26 protein-coding genes and 1 pseudogene are annotated in these 26,911 nt (G+C 70.9%); 12 read left to right on the forward strand and 15 right to left on the reverse strand.

Annotation, left to right across the window (positions count from 1 at the left end):
* Nucleotides 1-28: 28 nt before the first annotated feature.
* A complete protein-coding gene (locus ABD340_RS26975) occupies nt 29-913 on the reverse strand; it encodes a helix-turn-helix transcriptional regulator (protein ID WP_344592594.1) in 885 nt (294 codons plus the stop codon).
* Nucleotides 914-1,016: 103 nt separating this feature from the next.
* On the opposite strand from ABD340_RS26975, the gene ABD340_RS26980 reads away from it, so the two are divergent.
* Complete coding sequence (locus ABD340_RS26980) at nt 1,017-2,534, forward strand: MFS transporter (protein ID WP_344592595.1); 1,518 nt, start codon at nt 1,017-1,019, stop codon at nt 2,532-2,534.
* Here ABD340_RS26980 and ABD340_RS26985 read toward each other — a convergent pair.
* The 4 genes from ABD340_RS26985 to ABD340_RS27000 all read right to left on the reverse strand — a co-directional run bounded on the left by ABD340_RS26985 (nt 2,518) and on the right by ABD340_RS27000 (nt 5,396).
* The gene (locus tag ABD340_RS26985) at nt 2,518-3,891 is read right to left on the reverse strand and encodes an outer membrane protein assembly factor BamB family protein (protein WP_344592597.1); all 1,374 of its coding nucleotides are present in this window, start codon (nt 3,889-3,891) and stop codon (nt 2,518-2,520) included. The two genes, ABD340_RS26980 and ABD340_RS26985, sit on opposite strands and share 17 nt — an antisense overlap.
* Before the next feature lie 226 nt (nt 3,892-4,117).
* A complete protein-coding gene (locus ABD340_RS26990) occupies nt 4,118-4,303 on the reverse strand; it encodes a DUF397 domain-containing protein (protein ID WP_344592598.1) in 186 nt (61 codons plus the stop codon).
* Nucleotides 4,304-4,431: 128 nt separating this feature from the next.
* The gene (locus ABD340_RS26995) at nt 4,432-4,665 is read right to left on the reverse strand and encodes a DUF397 domain-containing protein (protein WP_344592599.1); all 234 of its coding nucleotides are present in this window, start codon (nt 4,663-4,665) and stop codon (nt 4,432-4,434) included.
* Entirely contained in the window at nt 4,602-5,396 is a 795-nt protein-coding gene (locus tag ABD340_RS27000) for a helix-turn-helix domain-containing protein (RefSeq protein ID WP_344592600.1), read from the reverse strand. The genes ABD340_RS26995 and ABD340_RS27000 overlap by 64 nt, the downstream gene beginning before the upstream one ends.
* Nucleotides 5,397-5,559: 163 nt before the next feature.
* Between ABD340_RS27000 and ABD340_RS48080 the strand changes: the two are divergent.
* Nucleotides 5,560-5,886: pseudogene (locus ABD340_RS48080) on the forward strand (ATP-binding protein); the annotation flags it as partial.
* 74 nt (nt 5,887-5,960) lie between these two features.
* Here ABD340_RS48080 and ABD340_RS27005 read toward each other — a convergent pair.
* Nucleotides 5,961-6,932, reverse strand: a complete 972-nt coding sequence (locus ABD340_RS27005; RefSeq protein ID WP_344592601.1) for a GlxA family transcriptional regulator — start codon at nt 6,930-6,932, stop codon at nt 5,961-5,963.
* Between the two features lie 95 nt (nt 6,933-7,027).
* On the opposite strand from ABD340_RS27005, the gene ABD340_RS27010 reads away from it, so the two are divergent.
* Nucleotides 7,028-7,597 carry a hypothetical protein gene (locus ABD340_RS27010; protein WP_344592603.1) on the forward strand — a complete coding sequence of 190 codons (570 nt, stop codon included), beginning with the start codon at nt 7,028-7,030 and terminating at the stop codon, nt 7,595-7,597.
* Nucleotides 7,594-8,508 carry an alpha/beta hydrolase gene (locus ABD340_RS27015; RefSeq protein WP_344592605.1) on the forward strand — a complete coding sequence of 305 codons (915 nt, stop codon included), beginning with the start codon at nt 7,594-7,596 and terminating at the stop codon, nt 8,506-8,508. The genes ABD340_RS27010 and ABD340_RS27015 overlap by 4 nt, the downstream gene beginning before the upstream one ends.
* Here ABD340_RS27015 and ABD340_RS27020 read toward each other — a convergent pair.
* Together ABD340_RS27020 and ABD340_RS27025 are read right to left on the reverse strand one after the other, a co-directional pair.
* Complete coding sequence (locus tag ABD340_RS27020) at nt 8,505-9,284, reverse strand: 2-keto-4-pentenoate hydratase (protein WP_344592606.1); 780 nt, start codon at nt 9,282-9,284, stop codon at nt 8,505-8,507. The two genes, ABD340_RS27015 and ABD340_RS27020, sit on opposite strands and share 4 nt — an antisense overlap.
* Nucleotides 9,285-9,329: 45 nt before the next feature.
* Entirely contained in the window at nt 9,330-10,841 is a 1,512-nt protein-coding gene (locus ABD340_RS27025; RefSeq protein ID WP_344592608.1) for an FAD-dependent oxidoreductase, read from the reverse strand.
* Nucleotides 10,842-10,997: 156 nt separating this feature from the next.
* On the opposite strand from ABD340_RS27025, the gene ABD340_RS27030 reads away from it, so the two are divergent.
* Together ABD340_RS27030 and ABD340_RS27035 are read left to right on the forward strand one after the other, a co-directional pair.
* Entirely contained in the window at nt 10,998-12,134 is a 1,137-nt protein-coding gene (locus tag ABD340_RS27030) for a carboxylate-amine ligase (protein WP_344592610.1), read from the forward strand.
* Nucleotides 12,124-13,182 (forward strand): iron-containing redox enzyme family protein, encoded by a 1,059-nt coding sequence (locus ABD340_RS27035; protein WP_344592611.1) that lies wholly within the window; start codon nt 12,124-12,126, stop codon nt 13,180-13,182. Before ABD340_RS27030 ends, ABD340_RS27035 begins: the two co-directional genes overlap by 11 nt.
* Here the strand turns inward: ABD340_RS27035 and ABD340_RS27040 are convergent.
* Nucleotides 13,173-13,376 carry a CDGSH iron-sulfur domain-containing protein gene (locus ABD340_RS27040; protein WP_344592612.1) on the reverse strand — a complete coding sequence of 68 codons (204 nt, stop codon included), beginning with the start codon at nt 13,374-13,376 and terminating at the stop codon, nt 13,173-13,175. The genes ABD340_RS27035 and ABD340_RS27040 overlap by 10 nt on opposite strands.
* Nucleotides 13,360-14,061: a HemK2/MTQ2 family protein methyltransferase gene (locus tag ABD340_RS27045; RefSeq protein ID WP_344592613.1), complete on the reverse strand. Its 702-nt coding sequence runs from the start codon at nt 14,059-14,061 to the stop codon at nt 13,360-13,362. Before ABD340_RS27045 ends, ABD340_RS27040 begins: the two co-directional genes overlap by 17 nt.
* Before the next feature lie 27 nt (nt 14,062-14,088).
* Here ABD340_RS27045 and ABD340_RS27050 point away from each other — a divergent pair, with 27 nt between their 5' ends.
* Nucleotides 14,089-14,322, forward strand: coding sequence for a hypothetical protein (locus ABD340_RS27050; RefSeq protein ID WP_344592614.1), 234 nt, complete (start codon nt 14,089-14,091; stop codon nt 14,320-14,322).
* A gap of 92 nt (nt 14,323-14,414) precedes the next feature.
* Here the strand turns inward: ABD340_RS27050 and mgrA are convergent, their stop codons facing one another.
* Nucleotides 14,415-15,440 (reverse strand): L-glyceraldehyde 3-phosphate reductase, encoded by a 1,026-nt coding sequence (mgrA, locus tag ABD340_RS27055; RefSeq protein ID WP_344592615.1) that lies wholly within the window; start codon nt 15,438-15,440, stop codon nt 14,415-14,417.
* 146 nt (nt 15,441-15,586) lie between these two features.
* Between mgrA and ABD340_RS27060 the strand changes: the two genes are divergently transcribed.
* On the forward strand, nt 15,587-16,960 hold the full coding sequence (locus tag ABD340_RS27060) for an MFS transporter (protein ID WP_344592616.1): 1,374 nt from the start codon (nt 15,587-15,589) through the stop codon (nt 16,958-16,960).
* 96 nt (nt 16,961-17,056) lie between these two features.
* Here ABD340_RS27060 and ABD340_RS27065 read toward each other — a convergent pair whose 3' ends face one another.
* Genes ABD340_RS27065 through ABD340_RS27080 form a run of 4 tightly spaced genes read right to left on the reverse strand, consistent with a single transcriptional unit; the run spans nt 17,057 to nt 20,668 of the window.
* The gene (locus ABD340_RS27065) at nt 17,057-18,286 is read right to left on the reverse strand and encodes an ABC transporter permease (RefSeq protein ID WP_344592617.1); all 1,230 of its coding nucleotides are present in this window, start codon (nt 18,284-18,286) and stop codon (nt 17,057-17,059) included.
* On the reverse strand, nt 18,286-18,984 hold the full coding sequence (locus tag ABD340_RS27070; protein ID WP_344592618.1) for an ABC transporter ATP-binding protein: 699 nt from the start codon (nt 18,982-18,984) through the stop codon (nt 18,286-18,288). Before ABD340_RS27070 ends, ABD340_RS27065 begins: the two co-directional genes overlap by 1 nt.
* Complete coding sequence (locus ABD340_RS27075; RefSeq protein ID WP_344592619.1) at nt 18,981-20,123, reverse strand: efflux RND transporter periplasmic adaptor subunit; 1,143 nt, start codon at nt 20,121-20,123, stop codon at nt 18,981-18,983. Before ABD340_RS27075 ends, ABD340_RS27070 begins: the two co-directional genes overlap by 4 nt.
* On the reverse strand, nt 20,120-20,668 hold the full coding sequence (locus tag ABD340_RS27080) for a hypothetical protein (RefSeq protein WP_344592620.1): 549 nt from the start codon (nt 20,666-20,668) through the stop codon (nt 20,120-20,122). Before ABD340_RS27080 ends, ABD340_RS27075 begins: the two co-directional genes overlap by 4 nt.
* A gap of 197 nt (nt 20,669-20,865) precedes the next feature.
* Between ABD340_RS27080 and ABD340_RS27085 the strand changes: the two genes are divergently transcribed.
* The 4 genes from ABD340_RS27085 (at nt 20,866) to ABD340_RS27100 (ending at nt 26,731) form a co-directional block, all read left to right on the forward strand.
* The gene (locus ABD340_RS27085) at nt 20,866-21,522 is read left to right on the forward strand and encodes a response regulator transcription factor (RefSeq protein WP_344592621.1); all 657 of its coding nucleotides are present in this window, start codon (nt 20,866-20,868) and stop codon (nt 21,520-21,522) included.
* Nucleotides 21,519-22,853, forward strand: coding sequence for a sensor histidine kinase (locus ABD340_RS27090; protein ID WP_344592623.1), 1,335 nt, complete (start codon nt 21,519-21,521; stop codon nt 22,851-22,853). Before ABD340_RS27085 ends, ABD340_RS27090 begins: the two co-directional genes overlap by 4 nt.
* Nucleotides 22,854-22,888: 35 nt before the next feature.
* The gene (locus ABD340_RS27095; RefSeq protein ID WP_344592625.1) at nt 22,889-25,831 is read left to right on the forward strand and encodes a right-handed parallel beta-helix repeat-containing protein; all 2,943 of its coding nucleotides are present in this window, start codon (nt 22,889-22,891) and stop codon (nt 25,829-25,831) included.
* 174 nt (nt 25,832-26,005) lie between these two features.
* Nucleotides 26,006-26,731 carry a dienelactone hydrolase family protein gene (locus tag ABD340_RS27100; RefSeq protein ID WP_344592627.1) on the forward strand — a complete coding sequence of 242 codons (726 nt, stop codon included), beginning with the start codon at nt 26,006-26,008 and terminating at the stop codon, nt 26,729-26,731.
* The last annotated feature ends 180 nt before the right edge of the window (nt 26,732-26,911 follow it).

The following is a 26,911-nucleotide window of genomic DNA, read 5'->3' on the forward strand; positions in this document are numbered from 1 at the left end:
GGGATTCAATGACCGAGACAGAGACGGCCTAGCCGACGCCCCTCCGCGAAACCCCGTGTTCCTGCTGATCGGCGACTTGGCCGGACAACAGTCGCAGCGCGTCGGCCGAAGCGTTGTCGTTGGGTGTGTAGACCTCAAGCCGGTGGTCGGTGCTGTCGGGCTGGAGCCACACCTGGTAGTCGACGTCGACCCGTCCGACGGTCGGGTGTCGCAGGCGCATGGTGCCCACGGTGCAGTCCGCGACGTCGCCGTTGGCCCACAGCGTGGCGAAGTCGCCGCTCTTCATGGCGAGTTCGCCGATCAGTTCCGCCAGTCGGGCGTCGGTGGGGTACCGGCCGGCGGTGAGCCGCAGGTAAGCGACATGGGTTCGGGCCAGTTCATCCCAGTTGCGGTGCAGGTCGCGGGTGAGGGAGTCGAGGAAGAACATTCTAGGGATGGACGGCCGTCGCGAGAGATCGTTGGGCGCGTCGAAGTCGACGTGTTCTGCGACGAGTGCGTGTCCGGTGCGGTTCCAAGCCAGCACGTCTCCGCGGCGGCCGAGCACCACGGCCGGCGTGCTCTCCCCCAGGGACGCCAGGAGCGCCAGCACTCGCGGGTGCGGCCATTCAGGGCGGGGACGGAGCAGGCGTGATGTGGTGGGCTGACGGGCGAGGTTGTGCAGGTGTGCTTTCTCGACCGGATCGAGGTGGAGCACATCGGCGAGCGCCTCGAGGACCTGTCGGGAGGCTGTACCGGCCTGCCCCTGTTCCAGCCGCGTGTAGTAGCCGGCGCTCACGCCCGCGAGCTGGGCGAGCTCCTCGCGGCGCAGGCCCGGTACGCGGCGGGCGGTGCCGAAGGTGCGCAGCCCGGCGTCCGCGGGCGTGACCCGGTCGCGGCGCGTCTTGAGATAGGCCCCGAGGCTCTCCAACTCCATGGCTCCGAGCGTAGGCGCCACGGTGCGTGGCTGGGTGTCCCTGATCGGTGTACCCATGGCGCGGGTCTGGCTGCCGAGCAGCCGGCGCCGCACCGTCGGGGGCATGACTGAACAGCGTGTTCCTCACTCATCCGAGCCGCGGGCGTGGCTCGGCCTGCTGGTGATCCTCGGCCCGGTACTGCTGGTCGCGATGGACGGCTCGGTCCTGTTCCTGGCGATGCCCAAGGTCACCGAGGCGCTGTCCCCGACCGCCGATCAGGCGTTGTGGATCCTGGACATCTACGGATTCGCCGTCGGGTCCTTGCTCATCGCGTTCGGCAACATCGGCGACCGGTACGGCCGGCTGAAGCTGTTGATGACCGGTACGGCGGTGTTCGGCGTCGCCTCGGCAGGGGCGGCGTTCGCCCCGGGACCGGAGCTGCTGGTCGCCTTCCGGGCACTGATGGGAGTGGCCGGGGCCACGCTGCTGCCGTCGGCGCTGGCGGTGCTCAGCGAGCTGTTCACCGACCCGCGCCGGCGGGCGAAGGCGATCGGGATCTTCGCAGCCGCCTTCGCCGCCGGGTTCGCGGTCGGCCCGGTCGTCGGCGGACAGCTGCTGAGCGGCTTCTGGTGGGGGTCGGTCTTCCTGATCAATCTCCCCGTCGTCCTGCTGTTCCTGCTGCTGGCCCCGGTCCTGCTCCGCGAGGTGCGCACCACGGGGACCGGCCGCATCGACGTCCTGAGCGTTCTGCTCTCCGCCGCGGGCATCCTGCTGACCGTCTACGCGATCAAGCACGCCGCCGCGGAGGGGGTGGCGGCGACCCCGGTGGCCACGGGGATCGCCGGCATCGTCACCCTGGGGTGGTTCGCCCGCCGCCAACTCCGCCTCGAACATCCGCTGATCGACTTCCGGCTCTTCCGCGACCGGGTGTTCACGATCGCGGTCGTCACCGGGCTGCTGCCGCTGACCGCATGGTCGGCAGCGGCCTACCTCGGCGGCATCTACCTCCAGTCCGTGCTGGGACTGGCCGTCCTGGACGCGGCTCTCGTCGCGCTGCCCGGCGCCGCCGTACTCACCGTCACCTGCGTCGTCACACCGGCGCTGGTCGCGCGCATCGGTACGCGAGCGGCGCTCATCACCTGCCACTTCTGCGTCGCCGCGGGCCTCCTCCTGCTGCTGCCCACCAGCGGCTCCGGCGGGATCGGCTGGTACATCGCGTCCACCGTCATCGCCGGCATCGGCTACGGCGTCTCCTTCAGCGTGGTCGCCGACACCGCCGTCGCCGCGGTCCCCGCGGAACGCGCCGGGTCCGCGGCCGCGATCGCCGAGACCAGCAACGAGATCGGCAACGCCCTCGGCATCGCGCTCCTCGGCTCGCTGGCCACCCTGATCTTCCGCCTCCAGGGGCCTGACCTCGCCGGCACCCTCAACGAGACACTCCAGATCCAGGGCCTCGCGCCCGCGGTGATCGGCGACGCGAAGACCGCCTTCGTCCTCGGCCTGCACACCGCCGTCCTCATCGCAGGCATCCTCCACGGCGCACTCGGCGCACTCACCCTGCGCTGGCTACCGCGAACACAGCCCATGCCCCAGGACGCCAACGAGAAAAGCAGCGGCGGTGGCTTCAGCCGTACGGGGTGAACTTGCGGGCACCGCGAAGATCGGGTCGTTCGACGAAAAGGAAATAGCTGCTGGAAGACTCGGCGGCGTTGCCCTGGATAATGACGACGCCATCGGCGATGGGGCTTTGGAGGCGTTGAATGTACCGCATCGGCACCGGCATGTGGCCAAGGACCTTCCCGGTTCTGCTGTCGAACACGGTCATCTGGTTGATTCTCCCGCGGCTCGCCTCAGTATGGGTCACGGCGTAAGCACGACCGTCGGCCACGGCGACGCTCTCCGCGTCGTAAGTGGCCAAGCCGGGTCGCCCCGGCCCAGGGAACGGGCTGCTCCACAGTCTCTTGCCGGTGTCGGAGGCACTGCCGCACAGTCCTTCCCGACATTCGCTGATCTGGATGCCGTCGCTGAAGGCGACCGGGGAGTCCTTCCTCGCGCGACGGACCACGTTGCCCGTCGTCGGATCGAGTATGCCGAGTGATTCCCTGGCCGCAACGGCGAACCGGTCCCGGTCCTGCCAGACACCGGTGAAGGAGAGGTAGCGAGTCTCGTCAGCCGGCATGGCGGAGACTTCCGGAAACAACTGTGACATGCGCATGCCCCACCGCTGGGCTCCGGTCCGGGCGTCAAACCCCATGACCATCTCGTCGAGCACGTCGGAATCGTTGCAGGCCACGGCGACGATCCCCTTGGCCGAAGCGCTGATCAGCTCGTCCGTGTCGGAACAGCCCTCGGGCCAGCGCTTGGTCCACCGAGTCTCGCCGTCCTCGCGGTCGACTCCGGTTATCCCGTGCCGGCCCAGCACCACCAGTGTCTTCTCGTTGGCGTCGGTCACCACGGAGTCGGCGCCGACCTCTGGGACGGGCCGGGACCACCGGATCCGCCCCGAACGCACATTGATCTTCAGGAGATCCTTCCCCTGGACGACCACGTCTCCGGTCGCACGATCCAGCCCGATCGGCGCGGAGTCCTTGTCATAGCGCCAGTAGGTCCTGCCGTCGGCGATGCTGACAGCGCGAACGCCGCCATGACCGCGTGTGAATACGTGTCCCCCACTGATCACGAGCCCGCCATAGACCACCGTGTGGCCATAAGTCATCCCCGTGCCGGCCACATTCTCCGCCGAACGCAGCGGCGGTTGCGCCGCCACCTGCTGCGGGAACGCCCCGAAGGGACCTCGCATGCCGTCATCCAGCATCTCCGGAACCCGAGGAGCCCCCCACCACCCCGCCGCGACCACGCCGATCACAACCAGCGCGATCACAGGCGGACGCCACGATCGACGGGGCCGCACCGGCGGGTCGATCGTCCGGGTCAGAATGGTCTTCACCCGCACTGGAGAGGCCGAGCCGCTCCCTGGCGACTCGTCGTCATCGGTCATCGGCAACCTCGGTATTCGGGGGAGCAATCAAGATCGATCCGGCGTGACGCTGGTCAGACCGCAAACCTCACGCGGCTGATTCGCACCAATCATGATCAGTCCGGTGTTGCCTTGTTTCCGCAAGTGCGGGCGCGCCGGACAGAAGGCGCCGCATATCGCCGCACTTGCGCGGGGAATACAAAACCCCGTTTTTGTATTGGCGCCGAGGCCCGCTGGGGACGGGAAACTAGTGCTGCTTGAGCCGCGCCAGGAACGTGCCGAAGGCGTCCCGATCCAGTGCGAGCTTGGGACCGTCAGGGTCCTTGCTGTCACGAACGGCGATCACACCGGGCAGGGAAGCAACCTCCACGCAATTGCCGCCATCGTCTTCACTGCGACGGGACTTGCGCCACGTGGTCTCACTGACGTCCATCTCCCGACGATCTCGCCAACTCCCTGGACCGGCTATGCCCTACCGGGCAGAGCTTCCTAGCGGCTGTGGGGAGTACAAAGCCTCGGTCCCGCATCGCGGGGCCGAGGCTTGGTTGGGGGGACGGGGAGCTACTGCTGCTTGAGCCGGGCCAGGAACGTGCCGAAGGCGTCCTGGTCCAGCGCAAGCTTGGGACCGTCAGGGTCCTTGCTGTCACGAACGGCGATCACGCCGGGCAGGGAAGCCACCTCAATGCACTCACCACCGGTGGGGCCGCTGTGACTCGACTTACGCCAGTTGATTACTTCCATTGCTCGACCGTCCTCGCCAGCTCGTCGACCGACTGCCTCACGGGCAATGCACATGCCTGGATCTCCTGGAGAGCCTTTCGAAAGGCTACAAGATCCTCCGGATCACCCATGGTGAAGCCTTTCGCAGCGGTCTCTACGTAGGCGACCTCTTGCAGATCTTCCAAGGTCGCGAGGGTGAACGACCCCATGTTCCCCATGTGCGTGCCCTCTGTTGGGACGACCTGGATCGTGGCACCCTTTTCGATCATAGTAATGAGGTGCTCGAGCTGGCCTCGCATGATCGCTGGAGAGCCGACCTCTCGATGCAGGGCGCAAGAATCGATTAGGAACACGCAGTCCGGGGGCAGCGGGTCCTCCCGCACCAGGATGCCTTGCCGGGACAAGCGTGCCTCCACGGCCGCCTGATCGCCGTGCAGCATCGCAGCGGCGTACTCGGGAATCTGCAGCAGACCATGGACCAGTGCCAAGCTGTACGAGACGAGCATGATGGCCTCGCCCTCGACCGCGTGCCAGTCGAACCACGTCGGCCAGGCGGGGCTTTTGACGAGGTCGTCCCACAGATCCAGGAGCCTGCCGTCCGCTCCGAGTTCCCGATCCATGGTGGCGGCGAACTCACGCGTACACCGGCTCTTGCCCTTCTCGACGAGTCCCACGTACTGGCCGGTCACGGGGACGCGCTGGCCTGCGGCCTCCTGCGAGAGGCCCTTCGCCTCCCGGTACCGGCGGAGCTGCTTTCCGAAGGCCAGCAGCATGGGGGACACATTCGCGCGCTTCTGCCGGGCCATGTTCACTCCCTCAACCGGCGCGAAAGCGGTCCCCAAGCGGGTTGACCGCCGTCCACACCAGATTCCCCATAGTTGTCAGGTTGCTACAGAGCGTAGCGCTCGATCGCCGAGATTGTGTGTGGAACCTCACATCGCCACACACGACGACCGGAAGGTGATCTCGATGCCGAACCACTCGCCATGCGAACCGCCGACACTCGTCCTCAAGTCGCGGCTTGAGGCGGTCAAGGAGGCGCGGGAATTCGTCGCGCTGGTGTTCGGCGGGTGGGGCTTCGAGGATTACGTGGCGCGCCTGGTCGTCTCGGAACTCGCGACCAATGCGATAAGGCATGGAACGCAGCAGGACGACCTCATCATTGTTCGGGTGTTTCGGCGGGACGAGACGCACACGATGATCGAGGTGTGGGATCGCGGAACCGAACTTCCTGCAATTCGGCCCGAGAACCACGCCGCCGAGTCGGGACGGGGGCTGCTGTTGATGGAGCAGTTGGCCACCCGCTGGGGAGTGCGGCCGCTCAGCGAGGCGGGAAGATCGTGTGGGCCGAGCTCGCGGGCGACTGAGCGTCAACTGCGGGCGCTTCGGTGGCGGGCGCGGTATTGGGACGGCGGGATTCCGTACCGTCGTACGAAGGCCAGGCGGAGGGTTTCGGCTGAGGCCAGTCCGCACCGCGCGGCCACGTCGGCCAGCGGTAGTGAGGTGCTGACGACGAGGTGGGCGGCGGCTGCGACGCGGACTTCGCGGACGAAGCGGCCCGGCGTCTGGCCCATGTGCGTCAGGAACAGCCGGGTGAGGTGGCGGGGGCTGACCCCGGCGACCGCGGCCAGCGCGGTGGTGCCGATGTCGCCGGCGAGGTCGGCGTTGACGTGGTCGACGGCGCGGCGTAGGGCGTCGTGGCCGGGCGGCGGTGCGGCCGTGAACATGCTCATCTGCGCCTGGTTGCCAGGGCGCTGCAGGTAGGTCACCAGCATCCGGGAGACCATCCGGGCGAGTTCGACGCCGTGATCCTCCTCGATGAACGCCAGCGTCAGGTCCTGGGCGCTGGTGATGCCCGCCGCGGTGGAGATCTTCCCGTCCCGGATGAAGATCGGATCGGGGTCGACGTCGACGCCGGGGTACTGGGCGGCGAGTGCGTCCGCGAACCACCAGTGGGTCGTCGCCCGCTTGCCGTCGAGCAATCCCGCCGCGGCCAGGATGCGGGCCCCGGTGCACACCGACGCCACCCGGCGGCTGATCCTGGCCAGCCGCTGTATGTGGGCGACGATGAGCGGGTCGGCGGCGGCCTCGGCGTACCCGAACCCGCCGGAGACGATCATCGTGTCGAGCGGGCCGGTGAGTCGTTCGAGCGCGTGCGTGCTCCGCAGCACCATCCCGGGCCGGCAGGAGATCGCACGTTGCCCCGGGCTGACGACCATGACCCGGTACGGCGTCCGCAGTTCGCCGAGCCCGTTCGCCATGTCCAGGCTCGTCGTGACGCACGCGATGTCGAGCAGCTCGGCGTTCTCGTAGCCGACGACGGCGACCGGGCGGCAGTCCACGTTCTGAGGCTAGCCAAAGGACCCGTATCGCAGAAGTTCGGACATGTCTCTCCGCGATGGTGGTGCGCCGTGCGGACGTGGATCACGGTGTGGCCATGACGGATTCTGCTCGCGCCGGCGGGACGGTGTGGTTGCGCGCGGTGGGACGGCGCTGGCCGGCCTGGCTGGCGGTCGCCTGGGCGGCCATCAGCCTTTACGACGTCGGCGACGGCCTGGAGTACATGGTCCTGTTCGTCCTGCCCGCCACGGGCTACCTGTTCCTCGCGGTGGTCGACCTGCCCCGCATCACCTGGGCGGTGGTGGTCGCGGCGCTGGCGACGGTCGTGGTCCTGCGCATGCTCGACATCGACCCGTGGCCTGCCCTGGCGGTCGTCGTGGGCACGCTCGCCGCCGTCGGCCTGATCAGCGGGCGGTTGCGGCAGCCCGGCCTGTACGCGCTGCAGGCACCGGGCGCGCTCGCGTTCATGGCCTTCGGCCTGGTGGTGCCGGCGGTCTCCACCACGGTCGGCGGCTACTTGGTGGCGGCCGGGCTGCTGGGTCACGCCACGTGGGACGCCGTCCACTGGCGGGCAGACAAGATCGTCAGCCGCTCGTTCGCCGAGTGGTGCGGAGTGCTCGACCTCGTGCTCGGTGTGGGACTGCTGGTCGTGCTTCTGATGCGATGAACCTGTTCGGGGCCGACGGCGTCCAACGGCCTATGGTGTCGCGGCGGGTTTTTCTGGGTGGCGGGCTGGCGGGTTTGGGCGGCTTGATGGCCGGTGGGCTGGCGCTGGTCGAGGAAGGCGTTCTGCCTGGGAAGGTTCGGCTCGACAAGACGTTGGGACGGTGCGGGGACGTGCCTCCAGCTCCGGCGGTGGCGGGCGTTGTGCGGCCGGGCACGCTCAGGTCTCGGCATCGGGGGCGGGATGTCGGCGTGGTGGTGGTTCTCCCGGCGGGCGTGAATTCTTTGAAGGGCTTGCCGGTGGTCGTCGCCCTGCACGGGAACGGCGGGACGGCCGAAGCGGCGGTGTCGGGGCTGGCGCTCGATCGGTACCTGACCGACGCTGCGCGCAAGGTGCGGCCGTTCGCGCTGGTGGCGGTGGACGGCGGCGCGAGCTCCTACTGGCACACCCGAAGCAGCGGCGATGATCCGATCGCGATGATCGTCGAGGAGCTGCTGCCCTGGCTGCGGCGGCAGGGCGCGCGAACGGGGCGGTTCGGGGCGATCGGGTGGTCGATGGGCGGCTACGGCGCCCTGGTCCTGGCGCAGACGGTGGGGGCACCGCGCGTGAGCGGTGTCGTCGCATCCTCGCCCGCGCTCTTCTCCTCCTATAAGGACGCCCAGTCCACCAACGGGCTCGCGTTCGATGACGCGGCCGACTTCGCGCGGCAGGACGTGTTCCGGCGGCTGGACCGGCTCAGAGGCGTTCCGGTGCGCGTGGACTGCGGAAACAGCGATCCGTTCGCGCCGATGGTCGAGCAGCTGCGCGGTCGGCTGCGGCCCGCCGGTGGGATGAGCAAGGGTTGCCATGACGGGGCGTTCTGGAGGGCGCGCCTTCCGGACCAGCTCGATTTCCTCGGACGGCACCTCGCCTAATCGCAGCGCAGGGCGACGGTGCCGAGGTTGGCGAAGCGGGCGGAGATCGTGTTCCCGGGACGGGCGAACACGGCGTCGGTGAGGCCCCCGGTGAGGACGATCCAGCCGGGTTCGAGGGCGATTCCGCGCCGGGACAGGGTGTTGGCGGCCAGCGCGAGGGCCTCGGCGGGGTGGCCCTGGACGGCGGCGCCGGTCGCGGTGTCGACCGTCTCGCCGTCGATCTCCAGCGCGCATTCCTCGGCGGCGAGGTCGAACGCGCCGGCCTCGTGCCAGGTGCCGCCGGTCACGTAGCGGGCGGACGAGGCGTTGTCGGCCACCACGTCCGGGAGGGTGAACTTGAAGTCGGTGTAGCGGCTGTCGATCACCTCCAGCCCGGCGCCGACCCGCGCGACCGCGCTCATGGCCCGGGCCGCGGTGACGTCCGGCCCGGACAGCCGCTCGCCGAGCACGAACACGATCTCCGGCTCCACCCGCGGGTGGATGAGGGAGCCGACGGCCAGCGGGCCGTCCAGCGGCATGTCGTCGGTGAGCCAGGCGGTGAGCGGCGAGTCGATGCCCATCCGCTCCTGCTTGGCCCGCGAGGTGAGGCCGAGCTTGACACCGGTGACGCGGCGCCCCTCGGCGACCTTGCGGCGCAGCACCTCGTCCTGGACGCGGTAGGCGGTCTCCAGGTCGAGCTCCGGCCACTCGTCGGTGACCGGGCCGCGGTCGGCGCGGTCGTCCTCGGCTCGGCGCAGCACGGTGGCGGCGCGGTCGACGTCCCATCCGGTGGTCACCGGTCCTCCTCGCTTCGTCATGCGGATTCGAGCGCAAAGTACCGGCTAGGGGTCGACCGGGGCCAGGTCCGTCGTCGCGGGGCCCTGCAGGACGGAACCGTCGACGGCGAAGCGGGAGCCGTGACAAGGGCACTCCCACACGCGCTCGGTCGCGTTGAAGGCGACCAGGCAGGCCATGTGCGTGCAGCGTGCCGACACTACGTGCGGGGTCCCGTCCTCGTCCCGGTACGCGGCGCAGTGCCGTCCCCCGTGCCGGATCACCTCGCCCGATCCGAGGGCGATGTCGTCCAGGCTTCCGGAGCGGACGCGGGCCCGGTCCTCGAGGAAGCGCCGCATGTTCGTCATCCCCGCGCTGAGCATGGGCCTGGCCTCGCGGCGCGGATGGGCGCGGCGCGGGTCGTACAGGTCGGCCCATTCAGGCGGGTCGCCGGTGATGAGGCCGGCCAGCAGCCTTCCCGACATGATCCCGTGGCTCATGCCCGACCGCGCGTAGCCGGTGGCGACGTACAGGCGGTCCGCGACCGCGCCCACGTACGGGATCTTGTCGGAGGTGTCGAGGTCCTGCGCCGACCACCAGTACTCGATGTCGCCGACCTTGAAATGCTCGCGGGTCCACGCGACCAGTTCCCGCTGGTGCCGGGCGACGTCGTCATCGCCCGGGGAGAACGACTCGCCGGTGACCAGGAGCAGCCGCCGCCCGTCCCCGTACGGGGCCGTACGGACCGAGCGGGTGTTCTCCTGCCGCGTGATGTACATGGCGCCAGGGTCGTCGTCGGCGTCGATGGGCGCGGCGATGACCAGTTCGCGGAGCGGGGTGAGCCGGAACGACAGCAGCGCGCTCTCGATGATCGGGAAGAGGGTGGCGATGACGACCTCGCGCGCGGTGACGGTGACACCGTCCGAAGTGGTGAGCACGTGCGGGCGGTCTCCGCTCTCCTCGGCCACCTCCACGACACGGGTCCGCTCGTGGACGCGTCCGCCCCGCCGGACCAGGTCCTCCGCCAGCCCCAGCAGGTAGCGGCGCGGGTGGAACTGCAGCTGGTCCTCGACGCGCATCGCGCCGGCGACCTCGTAGGGGAGGTCGGTGCCGGTGACGAACGAGGCGGGCAGGCCCGCCTCCTGGACGGCCTCGGTCTCGGTTTTCAGCGCGTCCACGCGATCGGGCGACTCCACGTAGACGTGCGAGGGGCGTCGTTCGAGATCGCAGTCGAGGCCCAGTTCGCGGGCGGTCCGCTCGACCCGTTCGACCGCCTCCTGCTGGGAGCGCGCGTACAGGCGAGCGACGTCCGGGCCGAGCGAGTCGCGCAGCGGCCTGTAGATCCACGGGTGCGCGGCCGAGAGCCGCCCGGTGGTGAAGCCGGTGACGCCCGCCGCGATCCGGTCCGCCTCCAGCACCACGGGCGCGCGGCCGGCGCGGGCCAGTTCCCAGGCCGTGGCGAGCCCGGCGATGCCGCCCCCGACGACGGCCACGTCCACCTCGGCGGGTTCGGTCAGAGCGGGGTAGGACGTCGGGTCCGATGACGCCATCCAGTACGACTGGGCGATTCCCTCGATCACCGGCCATCACCTCACTGCATGCGGGAGTTTTGCACCGGCTCTACCCAACCGAGACACACCGAATCGGGGCCGTGGATCGGCTTGGTTCTGGATTGACGCATAACCTTCGCGAGGCGGGTAGGGCTCAGGCGACAGGGGCGAAACGAGTAGGGCGCGGTGATCTGGTTGCGTCTGACCGTGGGCGTCGAGGAGGAGTTCCTGCTGGCCGATCCGGTTTCCGGCGCGACCGCGGCGGGGGCGGACAAGCTCCTGCTCCGGGCGGCCGAGCACCCCTTCCACGCGTCCGGCGGCCGGTACCATCGCGAGCTGCTCGCCTGCCAGGTCGAGGCCGCGACAGGGGTGTGCGGTCCGCTGGACGACGTGAGCCGGCAGCTCCGGGGCGCGCGGGAGTCGCTCGGCGCGGCGGCGGACGGCGCGGGCCTCCTGCTGGTGTCGGCCGGGACCCCGGTCCTGCCCGGACGGGTGCCGGTCTCCGGCGGCGACGAGCGCTACGACGCCATCGCCGCGATGTACGCGGGGGTCGCGGCCGACTACCAGGTCTGCGGCTGCCACGTGCACGTCGGCGTGGACGACCGGGAGGCGGCGGTCGCCGTCGTCAACCACCTGCGGCCCTGGTTGCCGACGCTGCTGGCACTGTCGGCCAACTCGCCGTACGGCCACGGCCGCGACTCCGGCTACGCGAGCTGGCGCATGATCGAGCAGGCGCGGTTCCCGGGGGCGGGCGTGCCGCCGGTCTTCGCCTCCGCGGCGGAACTCGACCGGAGCGTGGCGCGGCTCGTGGATTGCGGCGTGATCGCCGATCCGGCGATGTCGTTCTGGCTGGCGCGCCCCTCCCCCCGCTACCCGACCGTGGAGGTCCGCGCGGCGGACGCCGTCGCGACCGCCGAGGAGGCCGTCCTGCAGGCGGCCGTCACACGGGGACTCGTCCGCGCGGCGCTCGACGATCTGGCTTCCGGGCGCGAGGCGCCCCCGGTCGACCCCGGGGTGTGCGCCGCGGCCGTGTGGAACGCGGCGCGCCACGGCCTGGAAGGGCCCGGGGTCCACCCGTTCGAGGAACGTCAGGTGCCGGTGAGCAGGCTGCTCGACGAGCTGATGCACCACATCGGTCCCGCCCTTGAGGACGCCGGGGACCTGGAGGCGGTCCAGTCGCTGCTGGCCTGGCTCTCGCGTGCGGGGTCGGGCGCGAGGCGGCAGCGGGCGGCGGCCTCCGGTGGCCCGCGCGCGGTGGTCGGGATGCTCGCCCGCCAGACCACCGGAACCCGGGAGAGGATTGGACGACCACATGAGCGATGACGTCGCCACCGGGACGGCGCCGGACGTGGCCGTGCCCTCCCTCCCGGAGCCGCGCGGCCGGTTGTCGGAGGCCGTCGTCACGATGCTGGCGCGAAGCCCGTCGTCCAGCCGGACGTGCACGCGCTCGTTGGCCGCGGCGCGCGGCGCCGACCCCTTCGGCGACGACCTCCAACTCGCCTTGCACATCTGCTACGAGCTGCACTACCAGGGATTCGACGAGGTGGACGCGGCCTGGGAATGGGCCCCTTCGCTCCTTGAGCTGCGCGGCGCGATGGAAAGCACCTTCCTCACCGCCCTGCGCGCTGGAACGCCCGGCGGGGACGACGCCGCCGGCGTCCTGGACGAATTGCTGGTGGAGCCGGCCGGCGCGGGCGCGGTCCCCCGGCACCTGCGTCAGGCGGGCGAGTGGTGGCAGCTCCGCGAGTACCTCGCGCATCGCTCGGTCTACCACTTGAAGGAGGCCGACCCGCACGCCTGGGTGCTGCCGCGGCTGCGCGGCCGGGCAAAGGCGGCGCTGGTCGCGGTCGAGTTCGACGAGTTCGGCGGCGGGCGCGCCGAGCGGATGCACTCGCGGCTGTTCGCCGATCTGATGGAGGAGGCGGGGCTCGACTCCTCGTACGGCGCCTACGTCGGCCTCGTCCACGCACCCACGCTCGCGATCACCAACATGATGTCGCTGTTCGGGCTGCACCGTTCGCTGCGCGGCGCCCTGGTCGGGCATTTCGCCGCCGCCGAGATCACGACCGGGCCCAGCGCCCGGCGTTTCGCCGCCGTGCTCCACCACTTCGGCGTGGGCGAGCGCGGGACCCGGTTCTACACCGAGCACATCGAGGCCGACGCGGTGCATGAGCAGGTCCTCCGCCGCGACGTGGTCGGCGTGCTGCTCGCCGAGGACCCGCGGCTGGCCGCCGACGTCGTACTGGGCGTCCAGGCCACCGGGCTCGTGGAACAGCGTTTCGAAAACCACCTGCTGGCCTGCTGGCGGGCGCCCGCCCCGCGCACCTCGCTGCGGCGCCCACTCCCCGGCGCCTCGGCAGGTCAGCCCTGAGAGGGCGGGCGGGCGCGGTGGCTGGTGTCACAGAACGGGTACCGGCTGCTGCACCGGCACGCGCACAAAGCCACCACGAAACGGTCGGAGGTCACGACCGTGCCGTCGTCCAGGACCACCTCGACCGGCCCTTCGACCAGGATCGGCCCGTCCCGGACCAGTGTGACGCGCCGCCGCTCAGAACCGGGCCGCATCGGCGCCTCCCCTTCGCGGGACCCGGTCGCGCGCCGCGGTCAGGTCGGCACGGATGACCACCAGTTCCTCGGACCGCCGTCCTGGCCGGATGACCCCGCGCGCCTCCAGCGCAGCGGCCCTGGCCCGCATCACCGGGCCGAACGGCTCGGACCGCCGCACCACCACCTCGGCCCGCAGTCCGGACCGGCACAGCATCTCCAGGCTGAGCTCCACGCCGCTGAACGCCGAATGCACCATCAGGAGCGTTCCGCCGGGCGCCAGGTGCCTGGACGCCTGCATGCAGATCCGGTCCAGGACTCGACGGCCTCCCGGTCCCCCTTCCCACGCGCGCTCCCTGCCGTGCCGCGAGACCGGCCGCCCGCCGGGGACGTACGGCGGGTTGGTGAGGATGACGTCGAAGACCTCCCCGGTCACCGGCCGGAACAGATCGCCCCGAAGCACCCGTAGCCGCATCCCGCCGAGCAGCCCGTTGACCCGGGCCGTCAGGACGGCACGCCCGGACACGTCGACCGCGGTCACCGCCGCCGCCCCGGCGCGCGCGGCGGCGACCGCCACGGCCCCCGTCCCGGTGCCCACGTCCAGCACGCGGGCCCCGTCCAGCACGGCGGCCCGTCTCACGGCCTCGCACAGGAGCGCCGTATCCCCCTGAGACGCGTAGACGCCGGGTAGCCTCAGCGTCACCATAAAGACCCTCTACCTCCATAAAGCCTGATGAAACCCGCCCTACCGGCGTACGCCGTGCAGGTGAGGCTGGGCGTGCCGCGCCTGGACCTGCTCGGCGAGTCCTACGGCACGTACCTGATGGCCGAGTACGCGCGGCGGAACGTCGAGCAGGTGAAGGTGAAGGGCAACAAGGCCTACATCGACCGGGAACAAGGCACGCTCGTGTGGTCCGAGGGTCAGGGCTACGGCTTTCCAAGGCTGACGGGCGCGGGTCGCCGTTGACCTGGGTGGACACCGGTGGCCCCGGAGAGGACGTCCTCTCCGGGGCTGCCGCTCTGCCGGGCCGCGTCCCGGCGGCCGCCGCCCGGGACGGCTCAGAACGCGCTGGAAGCGGCCCAGATGTTGATGCCCGCCTCCACCGCGTCCCTGTCGATGGCCGCCAGTTCCTCGTCTTTGAAGTCGAGCCGTTGCACGCTCGCCAGGCTGTCCTCCAGCTGAGCGACGCTGCTGGCGCCGATCAGCACCGAGGTGACCCGGGCGTCGCGCAACGCCCAGGCCAGCGCGAGCTGGGCCAGCGACTGCCCGCGCGCCTGAGCGATCTCGTTCAGGGCCCGCACGTGCCGGAGCGTCTCATCGGTCAGCAGGTCGGGCGACAGGGACTTGCCCTGGCTGGCCCGCGACCCTTCGGGGATGCCCGTCAGGTAGCGGTCGGTGAGCATGCCCTGGGCCAGCGGCGAGAACGCGATGCAGCCGGCGCCCTCCCGCTCCAGCGTGTCGAGCAGGCCGCCCTCGATCCAGCGGTTGAGCATCGAGTACGACGGCTGGTGAATGAGCAGCGGCGTGCCCATCTCGCGCAGGATCGCGGCGGCCTCGGCGGTCCGCTCGGGCGAGTAGGAGGAGATCCCGGCGTACAGCGCCTTGCCGGAGCGCACCGCGTGGTCGAGCGCCCCCATCGTCTCCTCCAGCGGCGTCTCCGGGTCGAACCGGTGGCTGTAGAAGATGTCGACGTAGTCCACGCCCATCCGCGCGAGCGACTGGTCGAGGCTGGCGAGCAGGTATTTGCGCGATCCCCACTCCCCGTAGGGGCCGGGCCACATGTCATACCCGGCCTTGGTGGAGATGACCAGTTCGTCGCGGAATGGACGGAAGTCCTCGCGGAACAGCCTGCCGAAGTTGGTCTCGGCCGAGCCGTAGGGCGGCCCGTAATTGTTGGCGAGGTCGAAATGGGTGACGCCCAGGTCGAACGCCCGCCGGAGGATGGCCCGCTGCGTCTCCAGCGGGCGGTCGTCCCCGAAGTTGTGCCACAGCCCCAGCGACACCGCGGGCAGCTTCAGCCCGCTGCGCCCGCAGCGCCGGTACGGAAGACGGCCATAACGATCTTCAGCGGGGAGGTAGATCATGCTCCGAGTCTGTCACCTCGTCCAACCCTCAAGACAGGGCCGACGTTTGAGGCGGGCAACAGGTTTACCCGGTTATCGAAACTTTATTTTCCTTTCAGTCTGGCGTTCGGTAGGGTCGCCCAACCTCTGGTCCTCAAGGGAGGCACATGACTACTGAGCAGACTCCGCCGAAGCAGGAACCGGAACGGGAACCCGAGCAGGAAGGGCCTGACAAGGCCACGGTCCGCAAGGCCGTCGCCGCCTCGGCCATCGGCAACTGCATCGAGTGGTTCGACTTCGGGGTGTTCAGCGCCGGGGTGATGACCGCCATCGTCGGCACCGTCTTCTTCCCGCCGGACGACGGCGGCGGGGCGGCGCTGCGCTCCTTCGCGATGATCGCCGCGGCGTTCATCGCCCGCCCGTTCGGCGGGATGTTCTTCGGCCCGCTCGGCGACCGCATCGGCCGCAAGGGCGTGCTGGCCATCACGATCATCCTGATGTCGGGCTCCACCTTCGTGATCGGCGTGCTGCCCGGCTACGACTCGATCGGCATGGCCGCGCCGCTGCTGCTCCTGGTCGTGCGGCTGGTGCAGGGCTTCTCCTGCGGCGGCGAGTACGGCGGCGCCGCCACCGTGATCGCCGAATACGCGCCCACCAAACGGCGCGGCTTCTTCGGCAGCTTCCTGGAACTGGGCACGCTCTCCGGCTACGTGCTCGGCGCCGGCCTGGTGCTGGGCGTCGACCTGATGCTCAGCGACGAAGCGCTGCACTCCTGGGGCTGGCGGATCCCGTTCCTGATCGCGCTGCCGCTCGGCCTGGTCGGCCTCTACATCCGGTCCCGGCTGGAAGACACCCCCGAGTTCCAGAAGCTCGAGCAGGCGGGCGAGGTGGCCCGGTCCCCGCTCAAGGAGACCCTGCTGCACAACTGGCGGATGATCCTCAACCTGATCGGGATCGTCATCCTGCTCAACGTCGCCAACTACATGCTCCTGACGTTCATGCCGTCGTACCTGTCGCAGAACCTCGACATCGGCGACACCGAGGCCTCGCTCATCACCATCGGCGTGGAGCTGGCGATGATCGCCGTGATCGTTCCGCTGGGCGCGCTGTCGGACCGGGTCGGCCGCAAGCCGCTGCTGATGACGTCGGCGATCGGGTTCATCGTGGTGAGCTGGCCGGCGATCGCGCTGATGCAGACCAAGCAGCCGCTGGCGGTGGCCGGCGGGTTCGCACTGATGGGCGGGCTGCTGGTGCTGATGCTGGCCGTCATCGGGTCGACGTTCCCCGCCATGTTCCCCACCCGGGTGCGGTACGGCGCGTTCGCGATCGGCTACAACATCTCCACCTCGCTGTTCGGCGGCACCGCCGCGCTGGTCATCGAAAAGTTGATCAAGACGACCGGCAGCAACTACATCCCCGCCTACTATGTGATCATCGCCGCCTTGATCGCCCTGGTGCCGATCCTGGTGCTGCCGGAGACGGCCCGGGTGCCGATCGGCAAGTGCGGCCGGTCCAGCAAGCCGGTGCCCGCCACGGCCTGACCCCCCGGGCGGCCCAAAGCGAGCGCGCCTCCGCCTTCCCCGCCCTGGCGGAGGCGCGCTCTTGTTCCCTGCCGGTGGTGTTGTTCCGCCGCGCCGCTACTGCGCGGCCAGCGCCTCCGTGGGCGACAGGCGGGACGCGCGGATCGCCGGATACAGCCCGGCCACCGCGCCGATCAGCAGCGTCGCGCCGACGCCCCCGAGCACCGCCCACATCGGCACCACCGTCGGCCAATCCTGCGAGAAGGCGTAGCCGAAGGTGACCAGCGTCCCGATGAACGCGCCGCCCGCGCCCCCGAGGGCGGACAGCAGCAGCGACTCGGCCAGGAACTGGGTGCGGATCTGCCCGCGGGTCGCGCCCAGCGACCGGCGCAGGCCGATCTCCGCGCGCCGCTCCAGCACCGAGATCACCATCGTGTTGGCCACACCGACCCCGCCGACCAGCAGCGCCACCGCGCCCAGCCCGAGCAGCAGGCCGGTGAACGCCTCGCCCGCCGCCTGCTGGGCGGCCAGCGCGTCCGACGGGCGCGACACCTCGACCTCGTTCGGCGACTCCGGATTGGCCGTGGCGCCCAATACGCCCTGGACGGCCTCTACGTTCGCCTCGTCCGCACGCGTGTAGATCCTGGTCGGATGCCCGTCGAAGGACAGCTCCTTCTGCGCCGCCGGCCACCCCACCAGCGCGCCGCTGTCCAACTCCGGCGCCAGCGCGGCCGGCTTCAGGATCCCCACCACGGTGAACCAGCGGCCGCCGATGTAGACCTGGGTGCCGGGCCCGGCATGGCCGATCCCCAGCCGCTGGGCGGCCTTGGCGCCCAGCACCGTGGCCGGGAACGAACCGGTCGCCTCGTTCAGCCAGCTCCCGCTGGCCAGCTCGGCGCCGACCGCCTGCCGCAGCCCGGTGCGGACCGCGTACGCCGACAGCCCGCCGGTCTCGGACTCGGGGACCCTGTCGCTGCGGTAGACCTTGACGTCGTCCACCAGCCCGACCGCCGACACCGTGTGGACGGGCGCGATCCGCCCCACCATCGACTCGGCCTCGTACGGCAGCTGCGCCTCCTCCCCCGTCATGGTGCTGCCGGGCGTCACGGTGAGCAGGTTGGTGCCCAGCGCCGCCAGCGTCCGGTCCAGCTCGGCGCGCGAGGACGAGGAGATCCCGACCACGGCCACCATCGCGGCGATCCCGATGGCGATGCCCAGCGCGGACAGGAACGCCCGCATCGGCCGCGTCCGCAGGCCCACCGCGCCGACCTTGAGGACGTCCCGCGGCCACATCCGGGCCGGGCGCAGCGCGGACGGCTCCCCGCGCGCCCCCGCGAAGGCGACCATCAGCCCACCTCCGCCACTGCGGCGCCGCGCCGACCGGCCAGGACGTCGCCGACCACCTTGCCGTCCCGCATCGACACCTGCCGGGGCAGCGCGGCGGCGATCTCCCGGTCATGGGTGATGATCACCACGGTGGTGCCGGCCGCGTGCAGTTCCCGCAGCAGCTCCATCACCCCGGCGCCGGACGCCGAGTCCAGCGCGCCGGTCGGCTCGTCGGCCAGCAGCAGCGGCGGCTCCCCGGCCACCGCCCGCGCGATCGCCACCCGCTGCTTCTCACCGCCCGACAGCTCGTGCGGCTCGTGGTCCATCCGGTGCCCCAGCCCCACCCGTTCGAGCGCGGCCTCGGCGCGGCGGACCCGCTCCGCGGCCCGCAGCCCGGTGTAGAGCAGCCCGTCGGCCACGTTCTCCACCGCCGGGGTCCCGCCGGCGAGATGGAAGTGCTGGAAGACGAACCCGATCCGGCTCGCCCGCAGCGCCGACAGCTTGGCGTCCGACAGCGTGCCGACGTCGTGCCCGTCGATGCGGACCTCGCCGGAGGTCGGACGGTCCAGCGTGCCCAGCACGTTCAGCATCGTCGACTTCCCCGACCCGGACGGGCCCACGATCGCCACCAACTCCCCGGCGGAGACGTCCAGCGACACCCCGCCGAGGGCGGTGACGCCGCCGGAGTACTGCTTCGTCACGTTCCGCAGGGAGATCACGACTTGGGCACCCCCACGACCGTCCCCGCCGCGATCCCGGTCCCCTTGATCTCCACCTTGCCGGCGGCGAACAGGCCGGTGGTGACCGGGACGTACGAGGTCGTGCCGCCCTTGACCACCTCCACGCCGAAACCGCCCTCCTGCATCGCCAGCAGCGCGGTCACCGGCACGGTCAGCACGTCCCGGCGGGTCTCGGCGGTGAACGCCACGTCGACCGAGGCCAGCGACAGCTTCTTCGCGGCCTCGCGGGCCTTGCCGTCGGTCAGCCACACCACCACCTCGATCTTGGTGGTGGGGTCCTCGCCCTGCGCGCCCGGCTCGATCACCGTCGACACCTCGTCGATCCTGCCCTTGACGGTGTCGTCGCCGGGCAGCGTGATGTCGACCTCGGCGCCCTTCTTGGCCAGCCGCTGGTCGGAGGTCTCCAACTGCACCGTCACGGCCTTGTCCGTGCCGGTGTAGGTGAGGACCTTCTTGCCGGGCCCGGTCGGGTCGCCCTCGCCCGCCTCGACGCTGCCGATCCGCACCGCGCCGGGCGCGAACACCACCCGGCCCAGCTCGACGATCCCGGTCTCCTCCAGGCCGCGGTCGTCCTGCCACTCCAGGACCGCGTCCGCGGTGTCGGAGGTGTACTCGTCGTCGACCGTGAACCCGTCGTAGCCGAGGGCGTTCAGGTTCTTCTCCAGCTGCTCGACGTCCTCGCCCTCGGTGCCCGGCTTCATCGGACGGTAGGCGGGCTTGGCGCCGTACATCAGCGTCACCGGCCGGTCGTCCACCTGGTACAGCGAGTGGCCGCGGGTGACGGTGGCGCCGCTGTCGGGCACGGCGGTGATCGTGCCCGACAGCCGGCTGGTGGCGTTGCTGGTGGGGCCGTAGCCCAGTTCCCCGTCGGCGTCCTGGGTGTCCCTGAGCGTCTGCTTGGTCACCTGGGCGGTGTTCGGCGGCAGGTTCGTGGTGGCCGCGCCGCCCTCCGATCCGCCGCCGAGCCCCAGCGTGCCGACGACCGCGACACCTCCGGCCGCCACCACCGCGGCGGCCGCCAGCGCCATCCGGCGGCGGGAGCGCCGCTTCCGGCGCGGGCGCCGCTCGTCCGGCGCCCGCTGCTCGATCCGGTCCTCCACCGTGGCCTCACCGGTCACTGCCGGCCTCCGCCACCGCCGGCGCCACCGCCGGGACGCATCGGGGCCTCCTGGCGGCACTTCTCCATCGCCGCGTCCATGTCCGGGTCCTTCCCGGCCTCACCGGTGATCCGGACGCCGCGCTGGCCCGGCTCGGGGTCGGGGAACTTCTCCACGCCGTTCTTGCGCATGCACTCGGCGAACTTGCGGCCGCGCTCCTCGGCCTCGGGGTCGGGCTTGCCGCTCTGCTGCGCCATCGGGTCGTACTGGCGGCACGCCTCCTGGGCCTTCTTCATCTGCTGCTCGTCGCCCTTGTTGCCCCTGAGCTGGATGCCCTGGCCGGGCTTGGGGTCCTCCATGTCGATGCCGTTCTTGCGCATGCACTCGGCGAACTTCACGGCCCTGTCCTCCGGGCTCATGCCCGCCGCGGCGTTCTTGCCGCCGCCCGCGGTGCCGTTGCCGCCCTGCGGGATCCCGCTCTCCTTCTCCTCCCCGCCGCAGCCGGCCAGGGAAAGGGCCAGCACCAGCGGCAACGCCGCCAGGGCGCCACGCGTTCGAAGTCGCATCGTGTTCTCTTCTCATCCCGTCCGGGCCGGACCTGTTCCGGCCGACGGAAGCGATGCAACTCGGGCGGCCGTTTCCCCCGTGTTTCCGCCGTTCCGGTGTTTCCGCGCCCTCGGCGATCTACTAACGGAAAGGAAACACGCGATCCGGGATCATCCGCGTGGAGCCGTTTGCGCGGCACGGAGGAAGGGGCGGACGGATGCGGGTGCTGGTGGTGGAGGACGAGCCGTTGCTCGCCGACGCGATCGCCGAATGGCTGCGGGACGAGGCGCACGCCGTCGACGTCGCCTACGACGGCGGCGCCGGGCTGGAACGGCTCGCGGTCAACGACTACGACGTGGTCGTCCTCGACCGCGACCTGCCCGTCGTGCACGGCGACGAGGTCTGCCGGCGGGCCGTCGCCGGCGACTCGGACGCGCGGGTGCTGCTGCTCACCGCCGCCGCCGAGATCACCGACCGGGTGGACGGCCTCGGCCTGGGCGCCGACGACTACCTCACCAAGCCGTTCGCGTTCCCCGAGCTGGCCGCCCGGGTGCTGGCGCTGGGCCGGCGCAGCCGTCCGGCCGCGCCGCCGGTGCTGCGCCGCGCGGGCATCACGCTCGACCCGGCCCGCCGCGAGGTGTTCCGGGACGGCCGCTACGTCCCGCTGCCCAAGCAGCAGTTCGCCGTGCTGAACGAGCTGATGCTCGCCGAGGGCGCCGTCGTCTCCGCCGAGCGGCTCCTGGAGAAGGCGTGGGACGAGCACGCCGACCCGTTCACCGGGGCCGTCCGGCTCACCATCCTGAAGCTGCGCCGCAAGCTCGGCGACCCGCCCGTCGTCGAGACCGTGACCGGAGTGGGGTACCGCATTCCATGAAGACCTCGACGCTGCTGCCGCACCGGATGCCGCTGCGGGCCCGGCTGACCCTGACCTACGCCGTCCTGTTCATGCTGGCCGGGGTGGTGCTGCTCGGCGTCACCTACGCGCTGTTCACCCAGCAGATCGGGCGGCAGGGCGTCAAGGTGCTCGCGCGCACCGAGATGCCTCCCGCCGCCACGTCCACGCCGTCCCCGAGGGCTTCGCAGGTACCGTCCGGTGGGTCGCGCCCGAAGGACCAGCCGTTCGCCTTCACCGAGGACGGGAAGATCATCACCGGCCAGGCCGCCGAGCGCTGGATGGTCGGCCAGCAGCGGGAACTGCGCAAGGCCGCGACCACTTCGCTCCTCGCCCAGGGCGCGATCGCGCTGGTCGTGGTCGGCGGCGCCGCCGCCGGGCTCGGCTGGCTGATCGCCGGGCAGATGCTGGCGCCGCTGCACCGCGTCACCGACACCGCCCGGCGGATCGCCGCCGCGCCCGCCGCCGACAAGGGCCTGCACGAGCGGATCGCGCTGGACGGCCCGCACGACGAGGTCAAGGAGCTGGCCGACACCTTCGACACGATGCTGGAACGCCTCGACCGCTCCTTCGACGGCCAGCGCCGCTTCGTCGCCAACGCCTCGCACGAGCTGCGCACCCCGCTCACCGTGGGACGGGCACTGGTCGAGATGGCGATGCACCGGCCGTCGGCGTCCCCGGACGTCAGGCAGCTCGGGCAGAACCTGCTCGACATCAACCTGCGGCACGAGCGGCTCATCACCGGCCTGCTGCTGCTCGCGGGCTCGGAACGCGAGGTCACCGCCCCGGCGCCGGTCGACCTCGCCGACATCGTCGGCCACGTCGCCGCGCAGACCACGCTGGAGGCGGGCCGCGCCGGCGTCACCGTGCACCACGAACCGGGCGAGGCCCCCACCTCCGGAGACGCGATGCTGCTGGAACGGCTCGTGCAGAACCTGGTGGAGAACGGCATCCGGCACAACGTCCCCGAAGGCGGCTGGGTCCGGGTCGCCAGCGGGACCCGCCCGGACGGAGACCTGATCGAACTGGTGGTGACCAACTCCGGCCCGCGGGTGGCGCCGTACGAGGTGCCGTCGCTGTTCGAGCCGTTCCGCCGGCTGGGCCCGGAACGGGTGATCACCGCGAAGGGGGCGGGGCTGGGGCTGTCGATCGTCCGGTCGGTGGCCCGCGCGCACGGCGGCGACGTCACGGCGCGCCCGCGCGAGGAAGGCGGCCTGGCGGTGACGGTGACCCTCCCGGCGTGCCCGGACGATTACGCGTCCGAACCGGAAATCGAGCCTCCCGTCCCGAACCGGTCGATCGCGCCCGGATAATACTGTGGCGAGATCAGCCGATTCGAGGAGGCCACGTGCACCGCCTGGTGGTGTCCCAGAACGCCCCGAGAGCCTTCCGAACGATTTTCGACGCGCTCAAGGAGTCCCTCCCGCAGGGTGTGACCCGGCACATCGTCATCGAGCCCGGGCAGTACCGGATGGACGCGGTCAGGTACTGGGGCACTGCGCACATCTCCGCCGCGGCCGGCCCCGGGACGGTCGTGATCGACAGCACCGGCGAGTACGACCTGCGGGTCGAGGGGAACGTCACGCTGGAAGGGCTCACGCTGCGGAACTGGCACGAGACCGGCGCGGCGCTGCAGGTCATGGGCGGCACGTGCCGGGCGGAGCGGTCGGAGTTCATCAGCACCTCCAACCGGACGATCAGCGTGTGGAACGGGTCCGAGCTGCATGTGCGCGGGTGCACCGTCCGCGACGGCGGCATCGTCCTCGCCGACTCGCGCGGGACGATCGAGGACACCGAGGTGACCGGCCCCGCGATGTGCGGCGTGGCGCTGCACACCGGCAGCAAGGTCACGCTGCGCCGGGTCCGGATCAGCGACGCCGGAGAGCACGGCATCTGGGTCAACACCGGGGCGTCCCCGCAGATCGAGGACTGCGAGATCACCGACCCCAAGGCGGGCGGGATCCTCGTCCAGAAACGCTCCGACGTCGTGATCAGGGGCGGCGCGATCCGGCGCAGCGGGCAGAACGCCCTGACGGTGAGCGACAACTCCAAGGCGCTGATCGAACGGCTGGAGGTGGAGCGCTCCGGGCTGGTCGCCATCGCCGCCGTCGAGTCGGCGAACGTGACGGCGACCGGGGTCCGGATCCGCGGCGGCGGCGACAACGGCATCGCCGTCGACAAGCGCGCCACCGGCTCGTTCTCGAACTGCGAGGTCGTCGAGGTCGCGAGCTACGGCCTCATCGTGCTGGGCGGTGCCACCGGCACGTTCAGGGGCGGCGCGCTGACCGCCTGCGGCTACGGCGCGGCGGTCTCGACCAAGGGCACGCTGACGATGGACGGCACCCCGGTGACCGGCAACGGCAAAGGCGTCCTGGTCGACCCGGACACCGACCTGAACCTGCTCAACTGCACGATCACCGGCAGCAGAGGGGCGGGGCTGGTGATCTCGCGCGGGTCGCGGGTGAACCTCGAGGGCACGTCGTCGCACGACAACGGCTCCGCCGACGTCACCGACCTCGTGATCAAGCCGAAGGACGGGCAGGCACAGGTCCCGGCCGAGGCGCCCGCCGAGCCGCCCGCCAAGGCCCCCGCGCCGCAGCCCGCCGCCGGGCCCAAGGACGTGGACGCCCTCCTGGCCGAGCTGAACTCCATGATCGGGCTCCAGCAGGTCAAGCAGGAGATCGGGAAGCTGGTGAAGTTCCTGCGGGTGGCCGAGCAGCGCCGCGCCGCCGGGCTGCCGGAAGGCCCGGCGATGGGTCGCCACATGGTGTTCTCCGGCTCACCCGGCACCGGCAAGACCACCGTCGCCCGCCTGTACGGGCGGCTGCTGGCGGCGCTGGGCGCCGTCCCGGACGGCCACTTCACCGAGGTGTCGCGCGGCGACCTGGTCGGCAAGGTGCTCGGCGAGACGACGCAGAAGACGACGGCGGTGTTCCGCAACGCGATCGGCGGCGTCCTGTTCATCGACGAGGCGTACACCCTGTCCCGCCGGTTCGGCTCGGGGACCGACTTCGGGCAGGAGGCCATCGACACCCTTGTCAAGCTGATGGAGGACCACCGCGACGAGGTCGTGCTCGTCTTCGCCGGCTACTCGGCCGAGATGCGGGACTTCATGAGCGCCAATCCCGGCCTGCAGTCCCGGATCTCCCGCACGATCGAATTCGAGGACTACGCGCCCGCCGAGCTGACCTCGATCGTCCGGCTGCTGGCCGAGCAGTACGGCTTCCAGATCGATCCGCCCTTCGAAGAGGCCCTCCTGGGGCACTTCCAGTCCGCCCGCCGCGACGAGCACTTCGGCAACGGCCGGGAGGCCCGCCGCATCTTCGAGGCCGCCCTCCAGCAGCAGGCGCTGCGGCTGGCCGACCTCGACGCCCCGTCCGCGTCCGACCTGTCCCTGCTGGTCGCCGCGGACCTCGACGGGATCGTCGAGGGCGGGCTCGGCATCCGCCACGGCGACGCCCGCGACCCCGGCCAGCTCCAGTCGATCATGGACCGGCTGGACGGCATGGTCGGCCTCGCCGAGGTCAAGGAGCGGATCCACGACCTGCTCGCGGTGATCGCGGCCAACCGCCGCCGCCGGCAGGCCGGGCTGCCCGCCGACCCGATGCCCGGCCACCTGGTCTTCTCCGGCCCGCCCGGCACCGGCAAGACCACCGTCGCCCGCCTGTACGGCGAGCTGCTGGCCGCCCTCGGCGTGCTGGCCCGCGGCCAGGTCGTCGAGGCCTCCCGCGGCGACCTGGTCGGACGGCACGTGGGGCACACCGCCGTCCAGACCACCCAGGTCTTCGAACGGGCCCGCGGCGGCGTCCTGTTCATCGACGAGGCCTACACGCTCGTCCGCCCCGGGGGCGGCGGCCACGACTTCGGGCAGGAGGCCATCGACACCCTGGTCAAGCTGATGGAGGACCACCGCGACGAGGTCATCGTCATCGCGGCCGGCTACACCGAGGAGATGGACGGCTTCCTCGCCGCCAATCCCGGGCTCGACTCCCGCTTCTCGACCACGATCGCCTTCCCCGCGTACAGCCCGGACGAGCTCCTGGCCATCCTGACCGCCCTGACCGAGTCGTCCGGGTTCGTCCTACAGGACGGCGCGGCCGAGGCGATCCGCGCCCACCTCGTGGCCGCCGCCGAGACCTACGCCCAGGGCAACGGCCGGGAGGTCCGCAAGCTCTTCGAAACCCTGAAGACCGCCCACGCCCGCCGCATGGCCCGCCTGGAACGCAGCAAATTGGAACCGACCCTGGACGACCTCCGCCTAATCCTCCCCCAGGACGTAGCCGGCCTCTAGCCCAGCCACCGACAAGGGCGTCGGCTTTGTCCGGTACGCTGTGCGGCGATGATTACCGGGACGGCATTGCGCCACACACGGATTGGTGACCCGGTGCTCTTCTGAGCGCCGCACGGGCTCCGCCTCCGTCGTGTTGATCACAGGCTCGACGCATCAACCACGACAGGAGAAGCCATGCCCACCAAGACTCTGCAGATTCCCACCACCGACGGCCAGGCCGACGCCTTCGCCGCATTCCCCGACGACGGCGAGCGCCACCCGGGGGTGCTGATGTACGCGGACGGCTTCGGCATCCGGCCCGTGCTGCGAGAGATGGCCCGCGAACTGGCCGGGCACGGGTACCACGTGCTCGTCCCCAACTTCTTCTACCGGCACGGTCCGGCACCGGTGATCGAACTTCCCGAGCACATCGGAGAAGAGGTCCGGCCCGCGGTCATGGCCCAGCTGATGCCCTTGATCGAGGAGCACACTACCGAACGCGTCCTGCGCGACGCCGACGCCTACCTCCGGTTCCTCACCACCCAGCCCGAGGTCAGCGCCGGGCCGGTCGCGGTGACCGGCTACTGCATAGGTGGCCTCCTGGCGATGCGCACCGCCGCGGCCCACCCCGGCCAGGTGGCCGCCGTCGCCGGATTCCACTGCCCCGTGGACGCCGTCGGCCTCTCCGAGCTCACCGCCCAGGTCCACCTCGGCCACGCCGAAACCGACATCACGCCCGAGGCCCTCAGCGAGCTCAACCAGGCCCTGGATGCCGCAGGTGTCGACTACACCTCCGAGATCTACTCCGGCACCGTCCACGGCTTCACCATGTCCGACACCGACGCCTTCAACCCCTCCGCACTGCAGCGCCACTGGGACCGCCTGCTCCCCCTCCTCCACCGCACCCTGACCAACACCTGAGGCTCCAGCTCGGAAACCAAACCCGAAGTACACGGCTCGAAGACCGCGGCCACGGTAGGGGCTGTTGGCCGGTGAAGGCATTGCAACGACGTGGATCGGAAGCATCGTGCCGGAGTCTTCGGACGTGACGGCCAGGATCGCCGTCACGGGTGTCAACGAGGAGCAGGCTGCCTCGAAATC

The organism is Actinomadura vinacea (genome assembly GCF_039532545.1).
Lineage (GTDB): Bacteria > Actinomycetota > Actinomycetes > Streptosporangiales > Streptosporangiaceae > Spirillospora > Spirillospora vinacea.